This window comes from Methanomassiliicoccus sp., from assembly GCA_033485155.1.
GTDB lineage: Archaea > Thermoplasmatota > Thermoplasmata > Methanomassiliicoccales > Methanomassiliicoccaceae > UBA6.
Genome location: JAWQJJ010000007.1, coordinates 45,824 through 69,785, shown reverse-complemented (window position 1 = coordinate 69,785; position 23,962 = coordinate 45,824). Strand labels below are relative to the sequence as shown.

General features: G+C 57.3%; 28 protein-coding genes. 17 read left to right on the top strand and 11 right to left on the bottom strand.

All coding sequences use genetic code 11. From position 1 onward, the window contains the following. Positions 1-126: 126 nt before the first annotated feature. Positions 127-834, top strand: a complete 708-nt coding sequence (aqpZ, locus tag SA339_10645; protein ID MDW5563674.1) for an aquaporin Z — start codon at positions 127-129, stop codon at positions 832-834. A gap of 164 nt (positions 835-998) precedes the next feature. Here aqpZ and SA339_10640 read toward each other — a convergent pair whose 3' ends face one another. Continuing rightward, complete coding sequence (locus SA339_10640) at positions 999-1,826, bottom strand: helix-turn-helix domain-containing protein (GenBank protein ID MDW5563673.1); 828 nt, start codon at positions 1,824-1,826, stop codon at positions 999-1,001. A 78-nt stretch (positions 1,827-1,904) separates the two neighbouring features. On the opposite strand from SA339_10640, the gene SA339_10635 reads away from it, so the two are divergent. The 4 genes from SA339_10635 to SA339_10620 all read left to right on the top strand — a co-directional run bounded on the left by SA339_10635 (position 1,905) and on the right by SA339_10620 (position 5,364). Further along, entirely contained in the window at positions 1,905-3,065 is a 1,161-nt protein-coding gene (locus tag SA339_10635) for an ABC transporter permease (GenBank protein MDW5563672.1), read from the top strand. A 178-nt stretch (positions 3,066-3,243) separates the two neighbouring features. Continuing rightward, a complete protein-coding gene (locus tag SA339_10630) occupies positions 3,244-3,609 on the top strand; it encodes a VOC family protein (GenBank protein MDW5563671.1) in 366 nt (121 codons plus the stop codon). Between the two features lie 332 nt (positions 3,610-3,941). Then, positions 3,942-4,799, top strand: coding sequence for an alpha/beta hydrolase (locus SA339_10625; protein ID MDW5563670.1), 858 nt, complete (start codon positions 3,942-3,944; stop codon positions 4,797-4,799). 190 nt (positions 4,800-4,989) lie between these two features. After that, the gene (locus SA339_10620) at positions 4,990-5,364 is read left to right on the top strand and encodes a hypothetical protein (GenBank protein MDW5563669.1); all 375 of its coding nucleotides are present in this window, start codon (positions 4,990-4,992) and stop codon (positions 5,362-5,364) included. A gap of 136 nt (positions 5,365-5,500) precedes the next feature. Here SA339_10620 and SA339_10615 read toward each other — a convergent pair whose 3' ends face one another. From SA339_10615 to SA339_10600, 4 genes are all read right to left on the bottom strand, one after another. Continuing rightward, positions 5,501-5,884, bottom strand: a complete 384-nt coding sequence (locus SA339_10615; protein MDW5563668.1) for a DUF1801 domain-containing protein — start codon at positions 5,882-5,884, stop codon at positions 5,501-5,503. A gap of 206 nt (positions 5,885-6,090) precedes the next feature. Then, the gene (locus SA339_10610) at positions 6,091-6,594 is read right to left on the bottom strand and encodes a hypothetical protein (protein ID MDW5563667.1); all 504 of its coding nucleotides are present in this window, start codon (positions 6,592-6,594) and stop codon (positions 6,091-6,093) included. 50 nt (positions 6,595-6,644) lie between these two features. After that, positions 6,645-7,103, bottom strand: a complete 459-nt coding sequence (locus tag SA339_10605; GenBank protein ID MDW5563666.1) for a hypothetical protein — start codon at positions 7,101-7,103, stop codon at positions 6,645-6,647. A 420-nt stretch (positions 7,104-7,523) separates the two neighbouring features. After that, positions 7,524-8,162 carry a hypothetical protein gene (locus tag SA339_10600; protein MDW5563665.1) on the bottom strand — a complete coding sequence of 213 codons (639 nt, stop codon included), beginning with the start codon at positions 8,160-8,162 and terminating at the stop codon, positions 7,524-7,526. A 494-nt stretch (positions 8,163-8,656) separates the two neighbouring features. Here SA339_10600 and SA339_10595 point away from each other — a divergent pair, with 494 nt between their 5' ends. Next, complete coding sequence (locus tag SA339_10595) at positions 8,657-8,839, top strand: hypothetical protein (GenBank protein ID MDW5563664.1); 183 nt, start codon at positions 8,657-8,659, stop codon at positions 8,837-8,839. Positions 8,840-8,979: 140 nt separating this feature from the next. Here the strand turns inward: SA339_10595 and SA339_10590 are convergent, their stop codons facing one another. Beyond that, on the bottom strand, positions 8,980-9,225 hold the full coding sequence (locus SA339_10590) for a hypothetical protein (protein MDW5563663.1): 246 nt from the start codon (positions 9,223-9,225) through the stop codon (positions 8,980-8,982). Between the two features lie 192 nt (positions 9,226-9,417). Here SA339_10590 and SA339_10585 point away from each other — a divergent pair, with 192 nt between their 5' ends. From SA339_10585 to SA339_10565, 5 genes are all read left to right on the top strand, one after another. Continuing rightward, positions 9,418-9,621, top strand: a complete 204-nt coding sequence (locus tag SA339_10585; GenBank protein ID MDW5563662.1) for a CxxC-x17-CxxC domain-containing protein — start codon at positions 9,418-9,420, stop codon at positions 9,619-9,621. A 162-nt stretch (positions 9,622-9,783) separates the two neighbouring features. Continuing rightward, positions 9,784-10,836: an aminopeptidase gene (locus tag SA339_10580; protein MDW5563661.1), complete on the top strand. Its 1,053-nt coding sequence runs from the start codon at positions 9,784-9,786 to the stop codon at positions 10,834-10,836. Between the two features lie 123 nt (positions 10,837-10,959). Beyond that, complete coding sequence (locus SA339_10575) at positions 10,960-11,337, top strand: DUF6015 family protein (GenBank protein ID MDW5563660.1); 378 nt, start codon at positions 10,960-10,962, stop codon at positions 11,335-11,337. 53 nt (positions 11,338-11,390) lie between these two features. After that, positions 11,391-12,623, top strand: a complete 1,233-nt coding sequence (locus SA339_10570) for a 2,3-bisphosphoglycerate-independent phosphoglycerate mutase (GenBank protein ID MDW5563659.1) — start codon at positions 11,391-11,393, stop codon at positions 12,621-12,623. A 2-nt stretch (positions 12,624-12,625) separates the two neighbouring features. Then, positions 12,626-12,985, top strand: a complete 360-nt coding sequence (locus tag SA339_10565; GenBank protein MDW5563658.1) for a hypothetical protein — start codon at positions 12,626-12,628, stop codon at positions 12,983-12,985. Here SA339_10565 and SA339_10560 read toward each other — a convergent pair. Genes SA339_10560 through SA339_10550 form a run of 3 tightly spaced genes read right to left on the bottom strand, consistent with a single transcriptional unit; the run spans position 12,976 to position 15,874 of the window. Then, a complete protein-coding gene (locus tag SA339_10560) occupies positions 12,976-13,413 on the bottom strand; it encodes a hypothetical protein (protein MDW5563657.1) in 438 nt (145 codons plus the stop codon). The two genes, SA339_10565 and SA339_10560, sit on opposite strands and share 10 nt — an antisense overlap. Continuing rightward, positions 13,410-13,895 (bottom strand): hypothetical protein, encoded by a 486-nt coding sequence (locus SA339_10555; GenBank protein ID MDW5563656.1) that lies wholly within the window; start codon positions 13,893-13,895, stop codon positions 13,410-13,412. The genes SA339_10560 and SA339_10555 overlap by 4 nt, the downstream gene beginning before the upstream one ends. A 56-nt stretch (positions 13,896-13,951) precedes the next feature. After that, a complete protein-coding gene (locus SA339_10550; GenBank protein MDW5563655.1) occupies positions 13,952-15,874 on the bottom strand; it encodes a U32 family peptidase in 1,923 nt (640 codons plus the stop codon). Between the two features lie 162 nt (positions 15,875-16,036). Here SA339_10550 and SA339_10545 point away from each other — a divergent pair, with 162 nt between their 5' ends. From SA339_10545 to SA339_10535, 3 genes are read left to right on the top strand one after another with little or no spacing between them, the layout of a single operon-like run. After that, positions 16,037-16,600: a hypothetical protein gene (locus SA339_10545; protein ID MDW5563654.1), complete on the top strand. Its 564-nt coding sequence runs from the start codon at positions 16,037-16,039 to the stop codon at positions 16,598-16,600. After that, positions 16,590-18,305: a type II/IV secretion system ATPase subunit gene (locus tag SA339_10540; GenBank protein ID MDW5563653.1), complete on the top strand. Its 1,716-nt coding sequence runs from the start codon at positions 16,590-16,592 to the stop codon at positions 18,303-18,305. Before SA339_10545 ends, SA339_10540 begins: the two co-directional genes overlap by 11 nt. 4 nt (positions 18,306-18,309) lie before the next feature. After that, positions 18,310-20,088 (top strand): hypothetical protein, encoded by a 1,779-nt coding sequence (locus SA339_10535; GenBank protein MDW5563652.1) that lies wholly within the window; start codon positions 18,310-18,312, stop codon positions 20,086-20,088. Here SA339_10535 and SA339_10530 read toward each other — a convergent pair. Continuing rightward, positions 20,054-20,479, bottom strand: a complete 426-nt coding sequence (locus SA339_10530; protein ID MDW5563651.1) for a formylmethanofuran dehydrogenase subunit E family protein — start codon at positions 20,477-20,479, stop codon at positions 20,054-20,056. The two genes, SA339_10535 and SA339_10530, sit on opposite strands and share 35 nt — an antisense overlap. A gap of 89 nt (positions 20,480-20,568) precedes the next feature. Between SA339_10530 and SA339_10525 the strand changes: the two genes are divergently transcribed. Next, on the top strand, positions 20,569-21,090 hold the full coding sequence (locus SA339_10525) for a DUF2085 domain-containing protein (protein ID MDW5563650.1): 522 nt from the start codon (positions 20,569-20,571) through the stop codon (positions 21,088-21,090). A gap of 482 nt (positions 21,091-21,572) precedes the next feature. Continuing rightward, entirely contained in the window at positions 21,573-22,514 is a 942-nt protein-coding gene (locus tag SA339_10520; GenBank protein MDW5563649.1) for a hypothetical protein, read from the top strand. Between the two features lie 8 nt (positions 22,515-22,522). Here the strand turns inward: SA339_10520 and SA339_10515 are convergent, their stop codons facing one another. Further along, positions 22,523-23,014 carry a redoxin domain-containing protein gene (locus SA339_10515; GenBank protein MDW5563648.1) on the bottom strand — a complete coding sequence of 164 codons (492 nt, stop codon included), beginning with the start codon at positions 23,012-23,014 and terminating at the stop codon, positions 22,523-22,525. Between the two features lie 270 nt (positions 23,015-23,284). Between SA339_10515 and psmB the strand changes: the two genes are divergently transcribed. Then, positions 23,285-23,947 carry an archaeal proteasome endopeptidase complex subunit beta gene (psmB, locus tag SA339_10510; GenBank protein ID MDW5563647.1) on the top strand — a complete coding sequence of 221 codons (663 nt, stop codon included), beginning with the start codon at positions 23,285-23,287 and terminating at the stop codon, positions 23,945-23,947. Positions 23,948-23,962: the final 15 nt, after the last annotated feature.

The following is a 23,962-nucleotide window of genomic DNA, read 5'->3' as shown; positions in this document are numbered from 1 at the left end:
CCTGCACCTAATTTCAACCCAGTGAGCGAACCAACAACATTATTTTCAGCTTTCGAACAAGTAACAGAACCAATTTTCAATTTTTCTAACCCTGAAATAATATATACTAATGGCTCGACCTTCGGTATGGGTGATGGAATTAGGAAGTATTTGGCCGAAGGTGTGGGGACTTTCGTTCTTGTGCTTGGTGGAGTTGGCGCCGCTGTTTTGGCCGGTCAATCCTTGGGAGTCTTAGGGATTGCCGCAGCCTTTGGCCTCGCCCTGCTGATCATGGTGTTTTCGATAGGCTACATATCCGGTTGCCATGTGAACCCGGCGGTGACGGTCGGCATCGCCATCGCCCGAGGGATGGGCCTGAAGGACATGGCCGGATACATAATCGCTCAATTGATCGGAGCTACGGTCGCCGCTGCGATCATACTCGTCATCGCCCAGGGAGCACCGGGAGGTTACGATCTCTCGCAAGGTCTTGGCGCAAACGGCTACGGCGATCACTCACCCGAGGGTTACGACCTAATGGCCTGTGCCGTGACCGAGCTGGTCCTATCCTTCGTGTTCATACTGACCATCCTGGCCGTGACCGATCGCCTGGCCCCCAAGGACCTGGCCGGAGTTCCCATCGGCCTTGGACTCGCTCTGGTCAACATGGTCGGGATTCCTATAACCAATTGCTCGGTCAACCCTGCCAGGAGTTTTGGACCAGCTCTCCTGGTCGGAGGATGGGCTATTGAGCAACTGTGGCTTTTCATTATCATGCCGATAGTAGGGGCCATATTGGCTGCAGGCATCTACAGGCTGATGGGAGGCAGGCCTGCAAGAAAGGAAATTACCTGAAGGTCGACGGGAAACGAACGCCAACCGCCGAGTAGGCATCAGACCATGAAAAGATATCGCGACAGCGAGGTGGTGATGCAGCAGCATGCTTGGTCAGGCACCAGGACGATCTTGCTGAGAGATGGAAGCAGTTGAATTGGGCCGGCCACCTATCGAGGGATCGATCAACTTCGCCCAATAGTTTCAGCCTCCTTGATCAAGCTGATAATGGCGCTTCTTTGGAGAATCGTGATAATGGGAAGCTCAAATACGATAGCTGTCTTTTCGCCATTTACCTCGTAAAGAAGAAGAGACCGCACCCCATCTATGACGATGAATATCTCTACGCGGTAGATATCGTCGGTGGTTTGGAGCTTACTAGTGAATAGCCTTGTATAGTTCTCGGAGAAGTCCGTTGCACCCAGATGAGGCTCTACGATCAAAACGCCAGGCAACACTTTTTTGAAAGTGCTGCCGCCCTCGGGGACCATGCATATGACCTTGGCCTTCTCACTGACAGTTTTGAGATCGTTGATCAAGGATCGAAATGCAGAGGTTTTTGTACATAGGACGACTAACTCCGTTTTAACGTCGTCGAACATGGTCCGGATCTGGTCCGTGATGCTCAATTCACCTTTGACATGCCACACCGGGAACGTCTTGTTCCGCGCTTCCAGGCTGAGGTCGTTCAGCTCTTCGGACGCCACATCCATGGATTCCTCCAAGCCCATGCGCAGGATACGCATCAGCCGATCGGGCGAGACCGCACGGTAATGCTTAGGTTTGCCCTGCCATACCTCTACGAAGCCCTTTTGTTCCAACGATTCGAGGATATCATAGATGCGGGGCCGAGGGACGCCGCTAGCCTCGTGTATCTGCCTCGCGGTGCCTTCCCCCAGGCCCACCAGACCGATGTATGTGCGGGCTTCATACTCCCCCATGCCAAGCCTGATCAGTTCAGCAACGGCTCGTCCCATCATTGTAACTATGAAAGTTACAACAACTAAATCCATCTTTCGGGCCCTACCATTTTTTAAGGTACGCGCCTGAAAGGTGCCGGACCTAGTTCGTGGATTAAAAGGAGAGATAACATGCGACAAAAAAAGGATGGGAAATCCCTGAGGGCTGATCTAGACACATTCTACATCAAGCAGCTTGCCGTGCTGGTGATCATCACCACGATCGTGATATCCTTGTTCGGATTGGCCTTCGAAAAGGGGCCAACACAGGACATCCGTGTTGATATCGTCAACTTGGATGAAGCTCAAGGCAACTCATCGACAGCCGCTTTGATCACGAGCATTATGACAGAAGGCACAACTCTCCATATCCAAAACTCATGGGGTCCGGAGGACAATGATCCATTGAACCAATCTCTGGATGATCTGAAGGGGGGGAGCGTTGAGGCGGTCATCGTTTTCGGCCACGGCTTTACTGCCGACATCGTGTCGTGGATGTCCTCCGCACGTAACGGTACGACGGTCCCGCCTTCCGACCTTACTATCTATTCCGATAACTCCAACCCCATAGCCGCCGCCTCTGTACTGGCAGAGGTGCAGCGGTCGACCCAAGCCGCCCTTGTATCTTCGTATCACATTTCTCAACCGATCAAGTTGGTCCCGGACATTGTCTATGGTGAAGGCACCAATATGCGTGACTTCATGGCGCCGGCCATCGCTGGTTTGCTCATCTTCATCCTGACTCTGATGCCGGCCCTCCTGTTCGGGAAGAAGGTGGAGAAAGAGCGTGATCCTGCATCGACCTTAAAAAGTAGGGGAATGATGGTGCTGATGTGGTCGATCACCGGGATGGTCCTGGCCGCGACAGTTTTGACGGTCCTCGCTCTCTTCGGCATACGGATGGCGGGGGATATGACGGCGGCGTTCACCATCTTGTCCTTACTAGCAGTTGCGAGCGCCTCTCTGGGCCAATTGCTTGCTGAGCTCCTGAACGGTAGATCCGCCGCCAATATGGTCGTCTTGCCGCTCTTGCTCTATCCAGCAATTCTGCTGGGTGGGATCATCCTTCCGATCTCAGCCCTGCCGGACTACTTGTTGCCCATATCCTACCTCCTTCCCCTGACCTATGGCATCGAAGGTTCCCGCTTGGTCATGCTGAATGGGTTCGGGTGGGACGGGTGCTGGATGCAGCTATCGGCGCTCTTCGTGTTCTCGGCCATATGTATAGGCCTTTCCCTGCTGATAGGGCAAAGGTCCTCACGAGATCTTCGTGAACCGCACGAGAGCGCTTGAACATTCGACAAACCCTTTTCATTTTCATTTCTCATGTCTCGATCAATGGCTCTCATCTTGTCGGCGATTTGAGCATGCGACCGATACCTGTTGCCTCTTGCTCCACTTCATGATGCTTGGATTCTGCCTGGACAATCTATATGGGCAGTACAGACCTAAGGTTTCAAGAGTGGTGTAAATGCCGAGGGTCATTCATTTTGAGATTCCTGCAGAGAGGCCGGAACGGGCCGTGGAGTTTTACAAGAGAGTATTCGACTGGAAGATCGAGAAGTGGGCCGGCCCCATCGACTATTGGCTTGTGACAACAGGTGAGAGCGGAGAGCCAGGCATTGACGGCGCGATACATGAGAACACACATTTTAAAACCGTCGTCAACACCGTCGCCGTGGATTCCATCGATGAGTGCCTGCAAAAGGTCCAGCAGGCAGGAGGTAAGGTTCTGATACCAAAAGGGGCCGTACCGGGGCTAGGATATGTTGCCTTCGCGGAGGACACAGAGGGAAACGCGTTCGGGATGCTGCAAAGCGATCCCTCCGTCAGATAACTTGGAACGTCGGAGAATTCAAGACCGGCATGATCGCCCAAGAGCGAGCGTGGGTAGATTGTCATTTGCGGCGATATACTGTATTAGCTGGAATCCTTGTCACGGTGATCACCGCAGTCGCTGTCGCCACCGGACTGGCGATCGTCATCTTATATTCAGGAGAGAAAAGAAGGAACCGCCTCTTGATAAGACCGGATCGCCTTTCCGGCCTGAAGACCCCACGATGAGCCGGCTTGGAGTGCAATATCCTCCTAAGATTCATGAAGAAGTTAACCCCCTTCGGCGTGCAAACTAATTATAGTGCGTTCTAGCAGCCCGTTCCGAGGGATTTGATGCCCAGATTTGAGACAAGAGATGGAACGAGCATTTATTACAAGGACTGGGGGAGCGGACAGCCTGTGGTCTTCAGCCACGGTTGGCCATTGAGCTCAGATGCGTTCGAAGATCAGATGTTCTATCTGGCTTCCAACGGATATCGGTGCGTGGCCTATGATCGCCGTGGCCATGGGCGCTCAGACCAACCTTGGGAAGGTAACGATATGGACACCTATGGCGACGATTTATCCGAACTCATCGAACTGCTCAACTTGGAGGACGCGGTGCTCGTTGGCCATTCCACGGGGGGTGGCGAGGTGGCGAGATACATCGGCCGTCACGGCACGGGCCGTGTATCCAAGGCCGTGCTGATCGGTTCCATCACACCCCTCATGCTCAAGACCCCTTCGAACCCGAACGGAACACCGAAGGAAGCGTTCGATACGATGCGCTCCGGAATCGTCGCAGACCGGGGGCAGTTCTTCAAGGACCTCAGCATGCCGTTCTACGGCTACAACCGCCCCGGCGCAAGAGAGTCAGAAGGTGTTAGGGATACGTTCTGGCTGCAAAGCATGATGTGCGGTTTTCCGGCAGCGTACTACTGTGTGAAAGCGTTCTCCGAAACGGACCTCACTGATGACCTCAAGAAGATCGATGTGCCTACCCTAATCCTCCATGGTGACGACGATCAGATCGTGCCCATCAGAGCCTCAGCGATGCTTGCGTCCAAGCTGGTCAAGGACGCGACCCTCAAGATCTATGACGGAGCCCCTCATGGGATGTGCACAACGCACAAGCATCAGGTGAACGAGGATCTGTTGGCGTTCATTGAGGGAAGATTGGTAAAGGAGGAGATGCCGGTCAGAGTTCGATGAGTCTTCTGCTGGACTCCTACAAAACACATTCCATATTCTTACATCGCCCCTCCAAGATCCCTTGGCTGGACTCCCCGATGCTCGGTCGGTGTCGAGCGAGAGGCCCGTCCTATGTTCAACAAGGGTCTCTATGTTTTCTCGCCCTGCATCGAGAGGAAGGCGAAAATACCTCTATGCCTGATAAGGATGCGTGGCTAAGGAAAACGAGATTGTGCTGGAGGAGTTCTTGATCTCCTCTCAGCCATATCCAATGCTGATCTCTCAGGAACAGATATCGAAGACCTATGGGAAGGAAGCTCCAGCCTTTGGTAAGAACAGCTGGCAGTGGCTCTATCGCTTCCCCAACGGCTTAGGGGCAAGCGTCGTCAGGTTTAATCTCAAGGCATGGGAACAGGGGGCTGATCGGTATGATCATGAAGTGACGATCGTCCAGTGGAATGGTGAGCGTTGGACACTCCTTCAGGGAACGGACCGGCGTGTGCTGGAAGCCGATCTTGAAGCATACCTCGGTATGATCCGAGACATTCCGCCGGAAGATACAGAACGTTTTGTCAAGATGCGATGACGGATGCTGTTGGCCATCCCAACAAGGGGTTCGAAGAAATGAACGAAGCATTGAAACGTCGCTGCGAAGAAGAAAGCTAAGATCCTCTCTGCCCACGACGGGAGTTTATCCTGACTCACTCCTCTTCGGAGAGCGATCATTCTTGCTTCTTCGCCCTTTTGGCGTTCTCTTTCGCCTTGAATTTTACTATCCTTCTCACCAGGTCTAGGGGGATCGGGGCGTCATTCGGGAATTGTACCGACCCCTTGCCCTGCTTGTAGTGAGAGAGCTCCTCACTGAACTCGCTGACGCCAGAAGGGGTTGGATAGAAGCCAATGTGGCTCTTGAACGCGGCGAAGTAGGCCAAGGGGCCGTTGAGCTGGAACGCGGGCATCCCATAGCTGATCGTTTCCTGAGCCTCAGGAACCGTTGCCTTTACGGCCTGACGGATCATGACTAATCTCTCCTGGATCTCGGGCGGAAAGGCGGCGATGTACTCGTCGATATCCTTGGGCTTTGCCCTTGAGCGCGCTTCAGCCATTGGCATTATCCTCCATATTGCGATGGAGGTTCGAATTAAAATAGACATCATGGTATGAACGGCCCATTGGGCCGCCTGATTCATTTCAAAATCATCAATAAAAAGTGATGGCAGAGAAAAAAGCAGCTGACGTACGAAGCACTTCTGTCCTGATCACGCAGAATGACAAGTGCCTCCGTATGAGACACGGATGTACGAGGTTATGCTCAGAGGCGCATAAGGGCAGCTGTGGGCAGCATCGCGAGAAAGAACAAGAGGTATGCGTAGTTGGGAATGCCGTCGATCAATGACGCCCTTCCTTCTCTTTCAACGAACAGCGCCAGGGAGAGCGTGCCAAGAGAGAACAGCTCAACGCCTGCGAGAAGAAGCGAATTGCCTGTCCCACCGACCACCGCGCGCGATAGGCAAATGGATGCCAATCCCAATGTTACGAGCACGGAACCGGATACGAACGGAAGGGGACGAAGTATGCTCCTTTCAGATCTACCCTCTTGAACAGGGAGCAGGGACAACAGGGCATCGGTCGTCAGGAATGCACTGCATGCGATCACCAGAGCTTGAAGTGTAAAGACTGTTTCTCCGGAAAATGTATCGAGTCCGATGACCGTGATCGATGTGATTGTATTGATCATCGGTATGAACTGAAGCAGAATTACGACCCCCGAAATGACGATGAACAGGTCGAGGAATTTTTGCTGATTCAAGCCCATATAATTTCCCCGTTTTCAATATTATTTGAAAAGAAATTAAAGGGGTTTGCCTAGGCCGATGATTGGGCGGATATTGCAAAGTGCACCTGGCCAAGGTCGAGCGCATTGTTCGTTGGGACAATTCGTACATTGATTTCATCGCTTGGATTGTCGCTACTAATTGTTATCTGGCTCGATGACCATGTACCAGCCGAGGTCTCGGTAAGTGTTACTGTTACTCCAGAGATTATTATCGTGAAATCGGATAGCTCAATTGTCCCTTGATTAGCTGTTGCTATAACACTTAAGGAGTAAGTTATCTGGGTCCCACTGTGGAAATTGTACGTTGCTGTTGTTGTTATGTCATAGGCGACGTTTGCCTGAAAGAAGCTGGCATCATCCCACTCATTGTTGCTCGGGCTAGCCAGTGATACCTCTTGTGGCCCCTTCGATGCAGTGACCTGGCTTGACCAAGTGAACGCAGCGATCAAAAACGATCCCAAACATACCACACCGAGGATGGTGAGCACGCTCACCCCTCCGATCTTAGTTGCCTTGAAGCCCATATAAACACCTTTCTGTATTTGTAAAATGTTACATTTGATTTACTTTTGTGATTTTTAAATATAAGATAAAGGAATCTGTTTAACAATTCCTTCTTGAGAATAAAAATAAATAACAAATGGGATAGCCATGGGATCCAGCACAGCTAATGGAGGCCGCCTTGGCAGGATGCTTCTCTCTCCTCGTTGCTCGTAATTTCAGAAGTGAGGCTTCTTCGCTTCTCGGATTTGGGTCAATGATCCGGAGTGAGAGAGTATGTGATCTCTCCCATGAGCTGCCGTATTGGCTTGATCAGATAACTCTTGATAAGCTGGGGAATTAACCCTACCTGATGTGAAGTTGGGGAAGTCTACATCGAAAAAAGAAAAGAGGTTTGGGAATGGGACTTAATTACGGGCCGTCAGGGAGACTATGTTGGTGTCCGTGAGCACGGTCGTGATCGTCGCGTTGCCATTCGAGTCGCTGGAGTCAGTCTCGGTGACCACCATCTTATAGGTCATCTTGGTATCCTTACCGATGTAATAATCGGTCACCGTGGTCTTCGAGCCATCGGTCTCCTGTAGACGCCAGTGCTCGACCTGCTTGGTCCCGAAAGAAGTGGATAGGGTCTCGGTCCCAACTAGTGTGCCCTTTGTGTAGTTTTCGTCCACCGCTCCTGAGCCCACATCATCGGTCAGATTGGCGTGGATCGTGTTGCTGTAGCTGTATCCGAATAAGGTATTTGTGTGGTTGAGGGTGATGTCATAACCTGTGGAGGTGACGTTGGAGACGGCCCATCTCATGGTCATATCGAACGACATGGCCGAAGATACAGTGGTCGTCTTGAACTCCATGAAATCTCCATCTTTCGGAGAGTAAGAGTAAGCGTTGCTGCTGGTGTTATCCTTCGTTCCATTGTTGTTATCGTTGCTGTTCGAGTTGCTGGCATTGTTGTTCTGGTCCGAAGCTCCTGAGTCGTTCATCAGGACGAAGGCCCCAGCCGCTGCCACCGCAACGACGATCACGACGATCGCGGCGATGAACATCTTCGGTACGCCCGGTTTTGAGGCTCCTGTTGGTATGTTTGCAGTCATTGTATCAATCAAGATAATTTGAAACAAACATTTATAATCATTCCTAACTGAATTATGTAGGTTTTATTCCTTAATTGATGTATTCCAATTTTTCCAGAAGCCACATACGACATTCGTTTTTTATGATAAGACGAAGGATCATGCTGACAGGCCATAATCGCAGGATCGAGCCATTCCATGACCTCATCCCATAGCTCGGCTCCCTTTTCTGAAGAAATGCTTAATGGCTGTCGATGCCCTGAAGGAGCGTCCCCGAAGTTAGGGGGCGATAGAAAACGATATCCTAAGGTGCGCGTTAGGGATGGTTAACGAAGAGATGGGCTCACGGACCGGCGACCGCAGCGGCAGTCGTCGTCCCGTAAACAGGACCCGTCCTGGATTTCCAGTGGATCAAGGGTGATACAGTGGGCGAGCTGATATTGGCGGCATCGGATGAGGTCCGGCGGATGAACATAGTGTTGCTCGATGAGCCGAGCGAAAAGATGCTCAAGATGAACAAGAGCGTGAGGAAGGAGAAGGAGGTCTCTGAGCGGAGTATTAGGGACGAGGTCGTCATCGAGGTTCCGCCAGGCAAACGGGTGAGGATAGTCATGACCTCAGAGGGCAAGGCCTCCCGGCCCAGCGACTGAGATCGCTAGGCGCCTTGAGATTTCGCGATCACCTCAAGGCCGCCCAGCAAAATCGTTCCAACCTAAGTACGGCATCTTTCGCTCTCGATAAATGAAGAGTCCATATGATCAAGAGCCAGGAGAAAGAACAACGAAGGGGTTTATGTTGCCCTGACCGCTAACCCCTGATATGCCAGAGGGGACAGGGAGTATGACGGGAAGGTGGAGATTGCACCCTCCACGGGGAGCAGGATGGTCGCCGCCTCGGTGTTATTAGTGCCGCTTTCCTCTTGCTCGGCCGCCTGCTTCTTCTCCTCGAACTTCTCCGCTCCACCTACTGCCAGAACGCCCATTATGACGATAGGGGTGAGAATGATGACGAGGACCAACAGAACGTTCTTGTTCATGGGGGGGATGGATGAGCAGTTTCGCATATAAACCTTGTCTAAGATGATACTGGCTACGAGGTCCGAGCCATAGTCGCTCAGAAACAGCGAGTTACTGGGTTGAACGACGTTAATTTCGTTTAACGATGGGTGCAATAGGTGTTATTTTATACCAGATTATGAATTGGAGAGACATACACATGTCTGAACCACATGTGGAAAGTAGCAACAGGTAATAGTATGAACGACAGAAGAGGCGGTTATAGGCGCGACGAGCCCCGTGAGATGCATCCAGCCAAGTGCTCCGACTGTGGAGCAGAGACCCAGGTCCCATTCAAGCCGACTGAGGGAAGGCCGGTGTACTGCAGGGAATGCTACCAGAAGCATAAGCCGGCACGCAGCGAGAGAAGGTTCTAAGCAATAGAACCTGAACTCAGAAACTACTTCCCTCTTTTTCCATCCAGTGTTTTCGGCCCTATGGTGGCAGGCTCCATTACATTCATATCTTGACCTCTCCATGCAAGTGTCTTATACGCACGAGCTTAGTGCCAATCTGCACAGCAGACGCGGAGGGTGTTAATGTCCAAGCTTGAAGAAGCGGCCCTGGTGGCCATGCGCGACGTTCTCGGGCTCCGGCCCGGCGAGGAAGTGGTGATTGCGACCAATTTCGAGGGGGACGCCTTCGACATATCCCGGGCGCTGTTCGATCAGACCAAGGCCCTCGGCGGCAAGCCAGTGATGATCGTCCAGGAGCCGAAGACCATCCTGCAGTTCGCCGAGCATACGGTGCTGGCGGCGATCAGGGAGAACCCTGACATCTTCATCTCCGTTCCGTTCTACAAGACCGGCAAGGACCCATTCGGTCAGAAGATCGGCTACATCGGGCATAACGGCAAGAAGTACGACCACATCCAATACTATATGATGGGTGAGCGCAGGATCCGCTCGTTCTGGTCCCCCTCTTTGACCAGAGATACCTTCGAGCGCTGCGTGGTGGTGGACTACCAGGAAATGCGGGCCAACGCCGCCAAGCTCAAGAGGGTCATCGACGGCGGTAGGAGGGTGCACGTGACCTCGCCGGCAGGCACCGACGTCACCATATCCATCGAGGACCGGTTGGCCTATGCCGATGATGGGGACTTCCGCACTCCGGGGAGCGGCGGCAACGTGCCATGCGGGGAAGTATACATTTCTCCGGTTGTCGGCTCGACCAAGGGGACCATCGTCTATGACGGCACCCTGGACCTCATACCCCACTGCGTGCAGCCAGAGGAGCCCGTCCGGTTGGACTTTGAGAACGGGTTCATCAAGAAGGTCAGCGGGGGGCGGGACGCAGAGGCCCTGCTGGAGGTCATTAGGAGTGGGGAGCGTCGGGCTAGAGAGAACGGCATGGTCGCGGAGGAACGCAATGCCCGCAACATTGGCGAGCTGGGGATCGGGCTCAACTACAGGGCCAAGATGGTCAACAATATGCTAGAGGACGAGAAGGTGGGCAAGACATGCCACTTCGCCATTGGGTTCAACTACGATAACGACGGCCCGGCGATGATTCACCAGGACTGCCTGGTCAAGCTTCCTTCGATATGGGTCGACGATACGCAGATCCTCAAGGACGGCGACATAATCATCTGAAACCCTCCACCCGATCATTTTTATTCTCATTTTTCAGCCAGACAGGAATCGACAGCCACATTGGATGAATGATTCATCATCTTTATATAGTAGTGCATACAGATACCTATGAGGAGAGAAGGGATGAGTAACATAAGAGACATCGTAACGTACGAAACCTTGGCCAAGGCTGTAAAGAACAAGATGGAGGTCACCGAGGATGTGGCCGATGATATCTCGATCAGGGTGCTGAACTATTTCGGGTTTGGCGACGAGATCATCGATAACGCCCTCGATCAGGATGACCGGAGAATGTTCTATTTCCTGCAGGACGTACAGCTCCTGACCACCCACTGGGAAGAGGTTGTTCTGCCTAACGGCCGGACCTGGCGGGTGTTCTACTGGGGACTGAACGTAGAGAAGATTGAGAAGTACGCCGCTCCCACGATCGAGGCCGAGGAGATGGAGATGGGGCTCTACGATTCCCTGCCTGAAGGGATCTGGTCCCGGTCCACGGCCTGAACGGCGGGCCAAACGCCTTTTTTATATTCTTTGTCCATAACGCGATCGATCGGATGGATACCGCCGGAAAGATCATTATCTTAGTAATGGACGGTCTGGGGGACCGGGCGGTCAAGGAGCTGGGTCACCGCACGCCGCTCCAGGCGGCCTCCAAGCCCAACCTGGACTGGTTCGCCCAGAACGGCACCTCGGGATGCATGGATGTCATCGGGCCGGGCATCAGGCCAGGCTCGGATACCTCCCACCTCGCCCTGTTGGGTTACGATCCGCGCCAGGTGTACACTGGCCGGGGACCGTTCGAGGCGGCCGGGGTCGGGCTCGTGGGCAGGGAGGGGGATGTCGCGTTCCGGTGCAACTTTGCCACCGTCGATGCCAGCATGGACGTCCTGGACCGACGGGCCGGTCGGGTAAGGGAACCAGACACTGTCGAGCTGGTCAAGGCCCTCGAGGGTGTGGAGGTTGACGGCATTAAGGTCCTGGTCAGGGAGGGAACCGAACACCGGGCCGTCCTGTTGTTTCAGGGCGATGATTTGGACCCACGGGTCACCGATGCCGACCCCCACGCCGTCGCCAGGGTCCAGCTGTCCCGCCCGCTGGTTCCCGGAGCGGAACGGACGGCGGATGCGGTCAACGCCTTCGTCCGCAGGACTTACGAGATTCTGGACGACCATCCGGTGAACGCGAGGAGGCGGGAGGAAGGACTCCCCCCGGCCAACGCCCTGCTGCCCAGAGGGGGCGGCGTCTTCCCCCACATCGAGCCGTTCGAGAGGAAGTATGGCATGACCGCATCCTGTGTGGCTGGAGTGACCCTAATCAAGGGCATCGCCCGGGTCTGCGGCCTTGAGGTGGTCGACGCGCCAGGCGCCACTGGCGGACTGGATACCAACATGGTGTCCAAGGCCAGGACCGCGCTCCGGGAGCTCGAGCGCAAGGACTTCGTACTGATTAACGTCAAGGCTCCGGACATCGTCTCCCATGACGGCGATGTCATGGCCAAGGTTGAGGTCATCGAGCGCCTGGACGATATGGCTGGGGTGCTGCGCGATGGATTGCCGGAGGGCACGGCCATCGCCCTGTGCGCCGACCACTGCACCCCGGTGGGCAGGATGGACCATTCCGGGGACCCTGTCCCGCTGACCATATGCTCCGAGACGTCGGTCAGGGACGGCGTCCAGAGCTACGACGAAGTGTCCTGTGCATCTGGGGGCCTGGGGCGCATTAGAGGAGTGGATCTCCTACCGATACTGGTGGACAAAGTGGATCGGTCGGAGAAGTTCGGGGCGTGACGATGAGATATAAGTACTGTCCGAAGTGCGATATTGCACGGCCGAGGACGCTGATGATGGATGATCGGTGCGAGGCGTGTCGGGACGAGGCCATCACCATCAAGGTTCACCGGTCCGTCTATGGCAGGGCTATGTACCTGACCAGCGGCATGGCGCTGGCGCTCATCCTCCTGCTGCTGGCGCACCGCGACTATAATGCCGGCTTCGCCTCATTCATCTCTGGAATGGACGGGACGCCGTACATCGGCCTGGTGTTCGGATTGATCGTCGTGTCTTTCGTGTTCTCCTACCTTGACCTCGGTCGCACCAACCGGGAGGCCCGTCAGATCATCGAGGAGCGCAAAGGACGCCTTCATGAGTGATTCCACACCTCGAGCCGGTATTCGATGAAGGAGCCGTTGAACGGCGCCCGGACGACAGAGCAGCGCACGGTATCATCGGGCACCGTGTCGGTCCCGTACGACCAGGACCGCTCGCCGTAAATCACCGACCAGCGCCACTCCTTCCCTATCAGTAATAGCTCCAGGACGGACGAAATCTCTTCCTCGTGGTCTTTCGGCCCCACGACCTCGAGCTTGAAGAGGTCCTGCACCGAACATGGGTTCCCCATGGAGTCGTCGACCGTGGACCTCAAGAGGGCGGTGTGCACGGCGTCGACCCTATGGTCCCTACGGCCATCGTCGTGAGACACACCAATGGCGGAGAGCAGGGAAACGGAGACCAGGGAGGCGATGGCTAGGAAGATGAGGGCATCGAACAGCCCGGCCAGGGCGCGGCGGTCTCTCCTCATCGCCACACCCACACCGTCAGCAGACCAGCCCCGACCTCGCCGCCTCGCTCCACGAGGTTGATCGGCTCGCTCCGTGCGCTCCGTTCTCCAGTGAGGGGAGCATCGTCACGGAAAAGCGTCGTGGTGGATCCGTCGGGAAGGGTGAGCATTACGGCGAGGCCTCCATCCCATGCTCCCCGGAGCGACGACCAATCGGCACGCTCCAGCTTGCGATGGTCCAGCATGTGGTCGTTGGTAGCCAGAGTACGGTTGCTTAGAATCGAAGCAAGAACGTCCTGGCAGGTGCCGTCGAGGGCGTCTTCCTCTCGCCCGTCGACGGCAAGGAAAGTGAAGGAGCAAGTGAGGAGGACGATTCCCGAGGTGACAATCATCATGGCCATGATGGCCTCGTAGAAACCGCCCATCCCCCGCCGGTCACCTGCCGGGCGATGAGCTTTCCGGGATAGGGCATCGCCTCCAGGTCCACCTCCGATTTCGAGCATCACTTCGCTCCTTAACCTATGCCCGGGGCATCAGGGCTGCGGCTACAGTTAGCCTCCTACTGCACCCCTCGCAGGTAATGGCCAGCGGTTATGGACCCGACCCGGCGCTTGATCCGGTCCTTGGACCTGAGGTCTCGGCGGTGGAACGCCTTGGCCACCAGCGAGCACAGGTCGGCGGGGCGCTGCCTCAGGTCGATGCCGTAGGAGTCAATGCCCATGCGGTCCAGTTCGCCCAGGAAGTCCAGGAGGAAGAGGTCCGAGGAGTTGAGGATGTGAGCGTAGCCGCAATGGTCGCGGAACACCGGGAACCGTGCCCCTCGCTCATCGATAAGCGTGCCCTCTGATAGTGAGGGATCGCGAGTAACCATGAGTTCCACCCGTCCGAAGACCATGACCTCCAGCCGGCCGCGGTGGTGCGCGGTTAGATCCTTCAGGTCGTCCCTGGAAAGCTCTACTGAAAGGGTGCTCTGGTACAGCTCCGGCTTGCTCAGGGAGTTGAAGACATTCATGAAGTACGAGCCATACAGGCGGCGGTCGGGGAAGGCAAAAGCCTGCCCTGGGGAGCTGACCATCAGCGGTACAGAGGGCATGGGGGGGACCTTCATGGTCACCCGAGGCAGGTTGGCCACGATCTCCACCCCCGAGGCTCGGCACCGCTCGATCGCCTCCTCCAGGTGAGGGCCGGCATCGAAGTACACCCTCCCCGCGCATGGCAGGACCGCCTCCAGCGATGGAATCGATGAGATGTAGAATGAGAGCTCCCCCTGGCGCGGAGGTCGTTCCACCGTCGGGAGGTCAAGATGGGTGCGGCGCCGTTTGACCTGGGAATCAGAAATGGGGATCGCGGAGATCTCCCTCTCGATGGCCGGGAACTCCCGGTCCTTGGTCTTGTAGGCGGCGTACTCGCCTAATTCCAGCCGGAAGGGGGAGGCGACAACGGTCTGGTCGCCCTCCCGGCGGGGAGCACGGACCTCGAAGCCTCCGATCTTCTCTCCGTCGCGGTAGAAAGTGATGCCATCCCCCTCCTGCATGGCGCCGTGGACCCTGACCGTGCGGCCCTCGGAACGTGCGGTCCCCAGGGGCAGCCCCCGGGATTCTGGGTAAGAGCGCTGCATAACCTTGTCCGTCAACAGGTATCCCGAGCTGAATCCTCTGTTGAAGGCTACGGAGAGCAGTTCCCTTTCGCGCGGAGTGATCAGTTCCTCTTCGCCTCGGGATGCGCGCTCCACCGCCGCCTTGTATACCTTGGACGCCAGGTAGACATAGGTAGGGGAGCGCAGCCGACCCTCGATCTTGACCGCCTCCACACCCATCCGCATCAGTGCGGGAAGAGCGTCCACCGAGAACAGGTCGGCGGTGGACAGCAGGTATGCCGTCTCCTTCCCCAGGGTGTAGCGCTTCCGGCAGGGCTGAGCACACATTCCCCGGTTACCCGAGCGGCCCCCCAGCACCGAGGAGAAGAGGCATTGGCCTGAGAAGGCGTAGCACAGCGCCCCGTGGATGAACACCTCGATCCCGATGTTGCTCGCGCTTCGTACCCTCTCCACTTCTTCGAGGCCAAGCTCCCGGGCCAGTATGGCCCTCTTCATCCCCATGCTCTCCGCCCACCGGGCATCCTCAGGAGAGTGGATCCCCATCTGGGTCGAGGCGTGCACCGGCATTCCGTAATTGTCCAGAATGAGTCGGGCAAGGCCGCGGTCCTGCACGATGACCGCATCCACTCCGATGCGGTCCAGCACATCGAGGTAGTCGTAGGCCAAGGGGAGCTCCCGCTCCTTGATCAGCACGTTCACCGTCACGTACACCTTGACCCCGCGGGAGTGGGCCAGCCTAACCGCTCCGGCTAGTTCCGGGTCGGAGAAGTTTTGAGCGAAGCGCCGGGCCCCGAACAGCTTGCCGCCGAGGTAGATAGCATCGGCACCGCCGGCCAGGGCGGCCTTGAACGACTCTTTGGACCCGGCGGGGGCGAGCACTTCCATGCATTTGCAATACGGTGGGTCCGATATAACCTCTATTGCGATCGATCATGGGGCGATAACCTCATCGTCGGAATAGCATTCCCACGAGCCACCAGGGGGCCACCGTAGCATCATTGTAGCATCAACAAGGATGACCTCATCCGCCGTGGGAGGAGCGGGACCATGAGGATCGATCTTTTCTCGAAAAGAGCTAGGAGCCGCCCCCCGGAGAGAAAACCGATGCATCCGACCTGCGCCGGGCACCGGGAACGGGGCGTTCTCGTCGTCGACTGCCACGGATGCCGTCAGAAGCAGGACCTGACCGACCAGCGGTGCTTAAAGGGCATCATCAGGCTGATGTCCGCCGAGGCCTCCGGCATCCACGGGGTCATGCTCTGCCGGGACTGGGAGGTCGTGTATGACCAGGAATGTGTCGACGTCCTCTCTGGACTGGGAGACATTGCTAGGTTCGCCAACGGCATAAGCTTCCAGCAACCGTTCGAGGACTGTTCCTCCTGCCTCTCCAATCCCCGCACGGTCATCTCGCGGGTCGTGGACTGCCTCCCCCAGGCCGCTCCCGAGCTCGATACCAGGTACACCCGCCCATCCGGCGGCCACGGGCGGGCCTGCGAGCAATGCGTCCGTTCCATGCGCTCCAACCTCGACCATGCCAAGCTCCTGCTCGAACAGGCCGGGATCGTGATCAACAAGGCCGCCTACCGAGTGGTGAGGTCCGATGAACACTAGGGTCCTGGTCCGAGCCCCCCGTCCCACTTCCGATCCCGGTGACCCTGTAGGACGAGCACTGGCCATGCTGTTCCGGGAGCGAGCGATTCGGCGTCCGGGGTTCTCGGGGTGCTGGATCGGAACCTCCCTGCCCTCTGGGAGCAGGGCGGTGGAGACCTACGAGATCGCCGGGGCCAGGGTCACGATCGCCTCCACCGGCGACGGGACCGGCATGCTGTACCACGTCACGCCTTGGGAGTACGGCCTCCCTGACAGCTGGGTATCCGGCCTGTCCAAGGCTATCCAGCGCATCTCCTTCCTCCCCCCACCCTCGCTCAGCATATCCATGGACGAACTGCGATCCCATGTCACCTCCAGCTCCGCCCGCCTCCTCCGCAACCTGAGTACGGGAGGTGGCCTCGACCTCGGAGGCAACATCGAGGAGCGGGAGAAGATGATCGCCAGGCTGTCCGATATCGTGGCCCGCTACACCGTTGGCCTCGGCCTGTTCGAGATCCTCCTCGCCGACGACCGGATCGAGGACGTCTACGTCGACGCGCCGTCCGAGGACAATCCCGTGCATGTCACCGTCAACGGCATATCCGGGGTCAACGCGGTTTGCCGGTGCCTGACCAACATAACCGTTTCCGAGGGTGAGGTCGCCAAGCTGGCCTCCCGGCTTAGACAGTCGAGCGGCCGACCGTTCTCCGAGGCCTACCCTGTCATGGAGACCGATATCGAGGGACAGGAGTCCAGGGCCACCATCATCGGACCGCCCCTATCCCCCGGAGGGACGGCAGTCGCCCTACGAAGGCACTCGAGGACCCCGTGGACCCTGCTGAAGCTCGCCGCCAACGGGTCTATGGACGCCGGGACCGCCGGCCTCCTCTCCTTCCTCATGGACGGACGTAGTACCATGCTCATCTGCGGCGCCCGAGGGGCCGGCAAATCGTCCCTGCTCTCGGCCATGATGTTTGAGTTCCCCCTCTCCCAGCGCATCCTGGCGATCGAGGATACCTTGGAGCTTCCCATCCGCCGCATGCAGTCCTTGGGCTACAAGGTCCAGTCACTCTTCGTAGAAACACGGATGGACCAGAGCAACGAGGAAGCGGCCGACCAGGCGTTGAGGGTATCGCTTCGTCTCGGCGAATCGGCCATCGTGCTGGGCGAGGTGCGCGGTAGGGAGGCCCAGACCCTCTATCAGAGTATGCGGGCGGGCAGAGCCGGCTCGTCGGTCCTGGGCACCATCCACGGCGACTCCGCCAGCTCGGTTTATGACCGAGTGGTCCATGATATGGGTATACCCAAGGAGGCTTTCCTGGCCACCGATGTGGTGCTCACCATGGGTCTCTCCCGCCCGGGTGGGGGGTCCCGCCCCGTCCGCCGGCTCATCGAGGTCGCGGAGTGCCGGGAGGAGGATGGCTGCGTGACCTTCAACCAGCTCCTGCGGCCAGGGTCCTTTACTGAGGGCATAGTCACCTCCCGGATGGTGGCCCGCATCGCTGGGTCCTGGGGCATTACCCTGACCGAGGCGGCGGCGAACATCCAGGCTCGGTCCGACATGCGGCAGGCATTGCTGGATGCCGCGGCCGACCGAGGCGTGCAGTACCTAGAGCCGGAATGGGTGTGCCGGTGCAACGAGTACCTATGGAACAGGCTGGACGCCGGAGATAGGGACTATGAAAGAATCGCGGCAGATTTCCGATTGTCCGTCCAGGGTAGGTAGGTCTATGTCCTGGAACGAGGTGCTGTTCGCTCGTCTGCCTGGATTTCTGCCTGAAGTAGGGGTACCTCCTTGGTTCGACCGGACGATGCGCCCCCACCGGACCACGGTGGGCGAGCGATGGATGCTGCGCAACGAGGTCGATGAAGGCACCCTGAGCAAGGGGGCATGGAACCTGATGCTCGCATCCTCCCTTCTTTCCGTTTCCGTTCTGGCCATGGCTGTCCTAGCGCTCGGCGTTGGCATCCTGATCTACGGGATCATCCCTACCCTGCTAGTGCCCATCATAGCCTCGTCCCTTTACCTCAACACTCCCAACACCATGGGGCAGGGAGAGGAACGCAGGATGCTGGGGGAGGCGCCCGCGATTATAGGATGCATGACCATGAGCATGCAGGTCAGCCCCTCCCTGGAGCGGGGGGTGACCTTCGCCTCCGAACGCGGCGATGGAGCCTTGCCCGCCCGCCTCCGGGAGGCGATGTGGTCGAACCTCGCCCGTAATAGCGGTTCGCTGTCCGAGGCGATCGACGACCTGTGCTCCTCCCTGTCTGAGTCCAACTCCTCGCTGAAGCAGTCCTTGCACCTGGTCATCTCGGCGACCTGCGAGCGCACCAAGCAAGGCATGGACCGTCTGCTGGACAAGGCCAACACGGTCGCCCTGGGAGGGGTGCGGGACGCGGTTGATTCATACGCCGCCTCCCTGTCGATGCCGACGATGGTCCTCTTTTCCCTCGGGACACTGCTCCCGATCATGCTGTTCTCCATACTGCCATTGCTCTCACTCGGCACTTCAATGGGTGCGGCGACCGGGGAACAAGCGATCCCCCTCCCCTACCTGGCCTTCCTCCTCTTGTTCATCATACCTGTGTCAGCGATGAGCTATGCCTGGACCATCCTTACAAGGAACCCCCTGGGGCTAGTGAGAAGGGATGCGGAGGATATCCGGTCGCTGTTCTCCCTCCCCCTCGTGGCCCTGTGGGGCGCCGCGGTATTGGCCGCCTCCTTGACTGACCTGGGGGAACTGAGACCTTACGCCATCGCGGGGGCCGCAATCCTCACCCCTTGTGCCTTCCTGGGATGGAAGCTTAGGGACCATATTTCCTCGCGCCGGCGGAGGAAGCAATTGGAGAAGGAGGCGACCTCGGCGCTGTTCCAGATCGGGAATCGCATGGTGTCGGGGACGACTTTCGAACGTGCCCTGCACGACGCGGCGACGGGACAGGATGGGACGCCATTCCAGGTTTTCGCCCGCTCCCTGCTCTATCGCTCCCGATTGTACGGGAGGCCCCTGGACGAAATGATCGTGGAAGAGGGCAGCCTGCGCGCCGCCTCCCGAGTGGTCGAGAACGCCTATGTGACGGTAGCGCAATGCGCCGCCCGCGACCCCCGCTACGCCGGCCAGATCGCCCTCAATCTTGCTCATATGCTCTCCGATCTCGGCTCATGCCAGGGGAAGATCGAAGAGAAACTCCAAGGCGTGGTTGAGATGATGCGCACCACGAGCATGGTCTTCGCCCCCATCGTGCTGGGGGTCACCGGCGCGTTGTTCGCACTGATCGGGTCCCAGACCTCGGTGGGAGAAGGCATGGCCGACGATGTTGCCTTGATCACCGGAATCTACATCGGCGAACTGTCCCTGCTGGTCTCGTTCTTTACCGTCCTAGTCATGGGAGATCGGAGCTGGAGGGGGATCGTCCACGCCTATGCCACCAGGACCCCGGTGGCGTTCGTGGTGTTCGCCGCCGTGTCCTTCATCTGCCGAACGGGGTTGAACTCCCTGATGTAACCGTCCACAGCTCATCGTCCCGCATGGAGTACAGTCGCATGGCCATCTCCTCTTCGTTGTGATGATCGCACCGGGTATTGATCTCTGCCACCACCTCGGACCGGGCGGTCATCTCCAGGTGCCCGGTCTTGCCGTCGGAGAACTCGACCCTGGCCTCGCCCTCCTCCAGCACCATGATGTTGTTCTTACCCAGCGTGCAGCAGGAGGACATTTGGACCCCGTCGGAGAGACAGGACAGCGGCCTCTTGGTGCCGCTGTGGACCCGCGCGTAGATGCGCTCGGGGAACTGGCGGCGGGCGGTCAGACCCATACGGTAACCGAGAACGGCATAGGGGCCAAGATGTCCGTGGAATCTCTTGAGAGCGACCATTTCATCAGGGAGGGCAATCATCGCTGCACGAGAGCCGTCGATGGTATTTTTCCTTTGCCTAGCCGAAGAGAATGGGGAAACGATTATCCCCGGACGGTCGATGGGGGAGCGTGAAGAGGGATCCCATGTTCAGGGCCAAGCGTGCCGCTCTGATGCTCTTCGCCGTTTGGCTCGTCCTGGTCTTCCTGGCACCTTTCACCCTGCCCGCTGGGAGCGTCACCGACCTCAGCGGGCGGGCGAACGCCATAGACAACTACGATCAAGTGGAGAAAATGAACCCGCTGGCCGCCGGAGTCTATCTGTTCGGAGATATCAACTGCCATCAGCTGGCGGAGCGGTCGTTCTACCTCCATGGGAACCAAATGCCGTTCTGCGCCAGGGACGTGGGCATCTTCATCGGACTGGTCGTGGGGATGTTGGTGGCACTGGTGTTCTCACCCCGCTTCTCCTGGCCAGTGCTGGCGGTCCTGATTCTCCCCATCCTGATGGACGGAGGGGTGCAGCTCACGGGAGTGTACGAATCGAACAACCTGCTCAGGCTCGCCACCGGAGCACTCGGAGGCATCGGGGCGTCCTATTTCCTGGGACATTTCTCGGACTGGCTCCAGAGCGGGGGACTTAACAAAAGATGATAAGAATAGTGAGACAGGCAGGCACGGGAAGTCCTGACGCGAGGCCATCCATATTTCCGTTTTGGAGCACACGAGTCAAGTAGTGGTGCGTGTACAGGAATGGTCTTATACGCTACCTGTCCCGACAATGTGACCTATTTCACGCGATTTAAACCTATTGCAAAAAAAATCGCTTCTGCGACACGCTGGCTAAGGCCCGTTAATCTCCCCTCCGAGGCCTCGTCCGCGGTGCGTCCTTCTCGATTTCGTAATTGAAGCTAGGAGAGCTCGCGGTTCAGTACGAATAGAGTAATTTTTTTATGCTATACAATATTCGATGGCGCTTGTTTTTTCTATTATGATGTTTCTCGTTATTCTTCACAGAAGGCCGCGGCCCTTGGACCATCGGACGGCCACCGGACCGGTCGATCGTTCATATAGACGTGGGCGTCACGGGAAAGGCGAGCGTTCCGCACAATCAGCATGTCGGCAGGTAGGGAAGTATGGAGCTCTCTGAGAGAAGGGAGTGGGCGAACAACGAGCTGACAAGAGCGAAGCTGCTGATGTCCGTTCGGAAGGCCAACGACGCCGAGGAGGCGTTGTACCAGGCGGAGACTGCGTTCAGGGACCTGGGTGATAACGAGATGCTCAGCGAGGTCCTGATCACCAGAAGCCAGATCCGCCTTTGCCAGGGACAACCTCCCCAAGCCCTCGCCTACATCGATGCGGCCTTCGACCTGCTGCAGGGAAAAGAGAACCCTTCCAAGAAGGGTCAGCTGCTGTTCTACCGGGGGCTCGCTTACCTGGCCATGGGGCGGGAGGAGGAAGCCCACCGGGACCTTGAGGAGTTCGTGGCCCTGTCCGAGGTCCTCGACGACAGCCACAGTCAGTTCTTGGGACACTTCTACCACGCCCTGGTCTACGAGCGGCATGGGGAGCCTTGCATGGCCACCGCCGAGCTGGAGATGGGGAAAGACGTCGTTCCCCACCATAATCCCACTCGAAAGGGCCGCATGGACGCTTTCCTGGCCCACCTGTGGCTGCGCCGGGGGGAGCTGGGAGAGGCCAGGGACCTCGAGAGCGAGACCCTGAGGCTCATCAGCGGGGACATTGAAAGCGCGAGGCCGGCCAACCTGGGGATGGCTTTCCTGATTAGAGCGGAGATATTGGCCATAAACTCGGAGTGGGAGGAGAGCAGGGAGACGTTTCAGAGAGCAATAGAGGTATTCAGGGTTACGCGGTACGGGGTGTACTACGAGGCTCTGGCCCACTCCTGGTACGGTGAGACCCTGATCAGTGCTGGGCAGGTGGACGTTGGATGTCGCGCCCTGGCCCATGCTCGCGCCGTATACAAGAAATTGTCCAACGAGACCCAGGTGAAGCGGATAGACGCCCGCATGGCCGATCTAGGAAGCAGACCGTCCTGCGCCCCGGAAAAAGCATGAGCCGGCGATCACAACGAGGGGGCCTGGAGTTCCCTGACCTTGTTCAGGATGATGTCGTAGTCCGGTTGGAAATGGGTGTCCGCCGCGACCCACTTATAGGTTACGATCCCCTCGGCATCGACGATGAAGATGGCCCGGCCCGAGTATCCCTTGAGCAGGCTTTTCTCGGGGCTCATCACGTCGTACAGCTTGGAGACAGCGGCATCGGTGTCACAGAGCAGCGGTATGTCCATATCCATCTTCTCCTTCCAGGAACGGTGGCTCCTTGTGCTGTTGACGCTTATGCCTAGCAGCCTGACTCCCGCCGCTGTAAACTCGGGAAGCATCTCCTTGAACCGCTTGAACTCCAGAGTGCAGGTGATGCCAAAGTCGGTGGGATAGAATATGAGCATCATGGGGCTTCTCTTCAGCTCTTCGTACAGGCATACAATGGTCTCTGAAGCTTCTGGCAGGCAGAAATCAGGGGCTTTCTCTCCCTCCTTGGGGCCGTCGTCGGTCATCTCGCTATCGATTCCGGTCAGGTAAAATAAACCTTGTTAGTATTTGTCAGAGTTGCCCGATCGATGAGGCGCAAGAGCCGATCTCTTGGCCGAGACCCATGCCGATAGAGCGTTTTATTGTCCTTTTTGAGATATCCGGAATGGTAAAAATGTCGACGGATCAATCCATCCAGATGACGATATTAAGCAAGTTTTATATACGCCCGTCATCATTGGAGAAATCAGAAAGTTTAAAATCCATCTTTTAACCGATTTTATGGGTTGATGGTCATGGCTGATAATCAATTGAAGACGGGAACTACCACCATCGGAATCGTATACAAGGATGGTGTCGTGATAGCGACTGAGCACCGGGCCACCATGGGCAACCTAATCGCCCACAAGGATGTTCGCAAGCTCTTCAAAATCGATGACAACCTGGGACTGACCGTCGCCGGTCTGGTCGGTGACGCCCAACTTCTCGCCCGGTACATCAAGGCAGAGGTCGAGCTGTACAAGCTCAAGAAGGGCACTCCCATGTCCGTCAAGTCCGCCGCGACGCTCCTTTCCAACATAATGAGGGGAGGCGGCGGCTCCTACGGCTACTATTACGTCGGCCTGATCATGGGTGGCCTGGACTCCACCGGCGGCCACGTGTACTCGCTCGATGCCGCGGGTGGTTCCATCAGGGACGAGTTCGTGTCGGTCGGGTCCGGCTCGGTCTTCGCCTACGGCGTCCTTGAGGACCACTATAAGTTGGGCATGTCCGAGGACGAGGCTATCGACCTCGCCATCAGGGCGCTCAACGCGGCCATGAGGCGGGACTCCGCCAGCGGCGACGGCTACGCGGTCGCTGTCATCAACAAGGACGGCTTCAAGGAGCTCACCGATGATGAGTCTTTGGAGCGGGCCAAGGAGATGCAGCTGCTGATCGGCTACGCCAAACACCTCTAAACACCTTCCCAATCC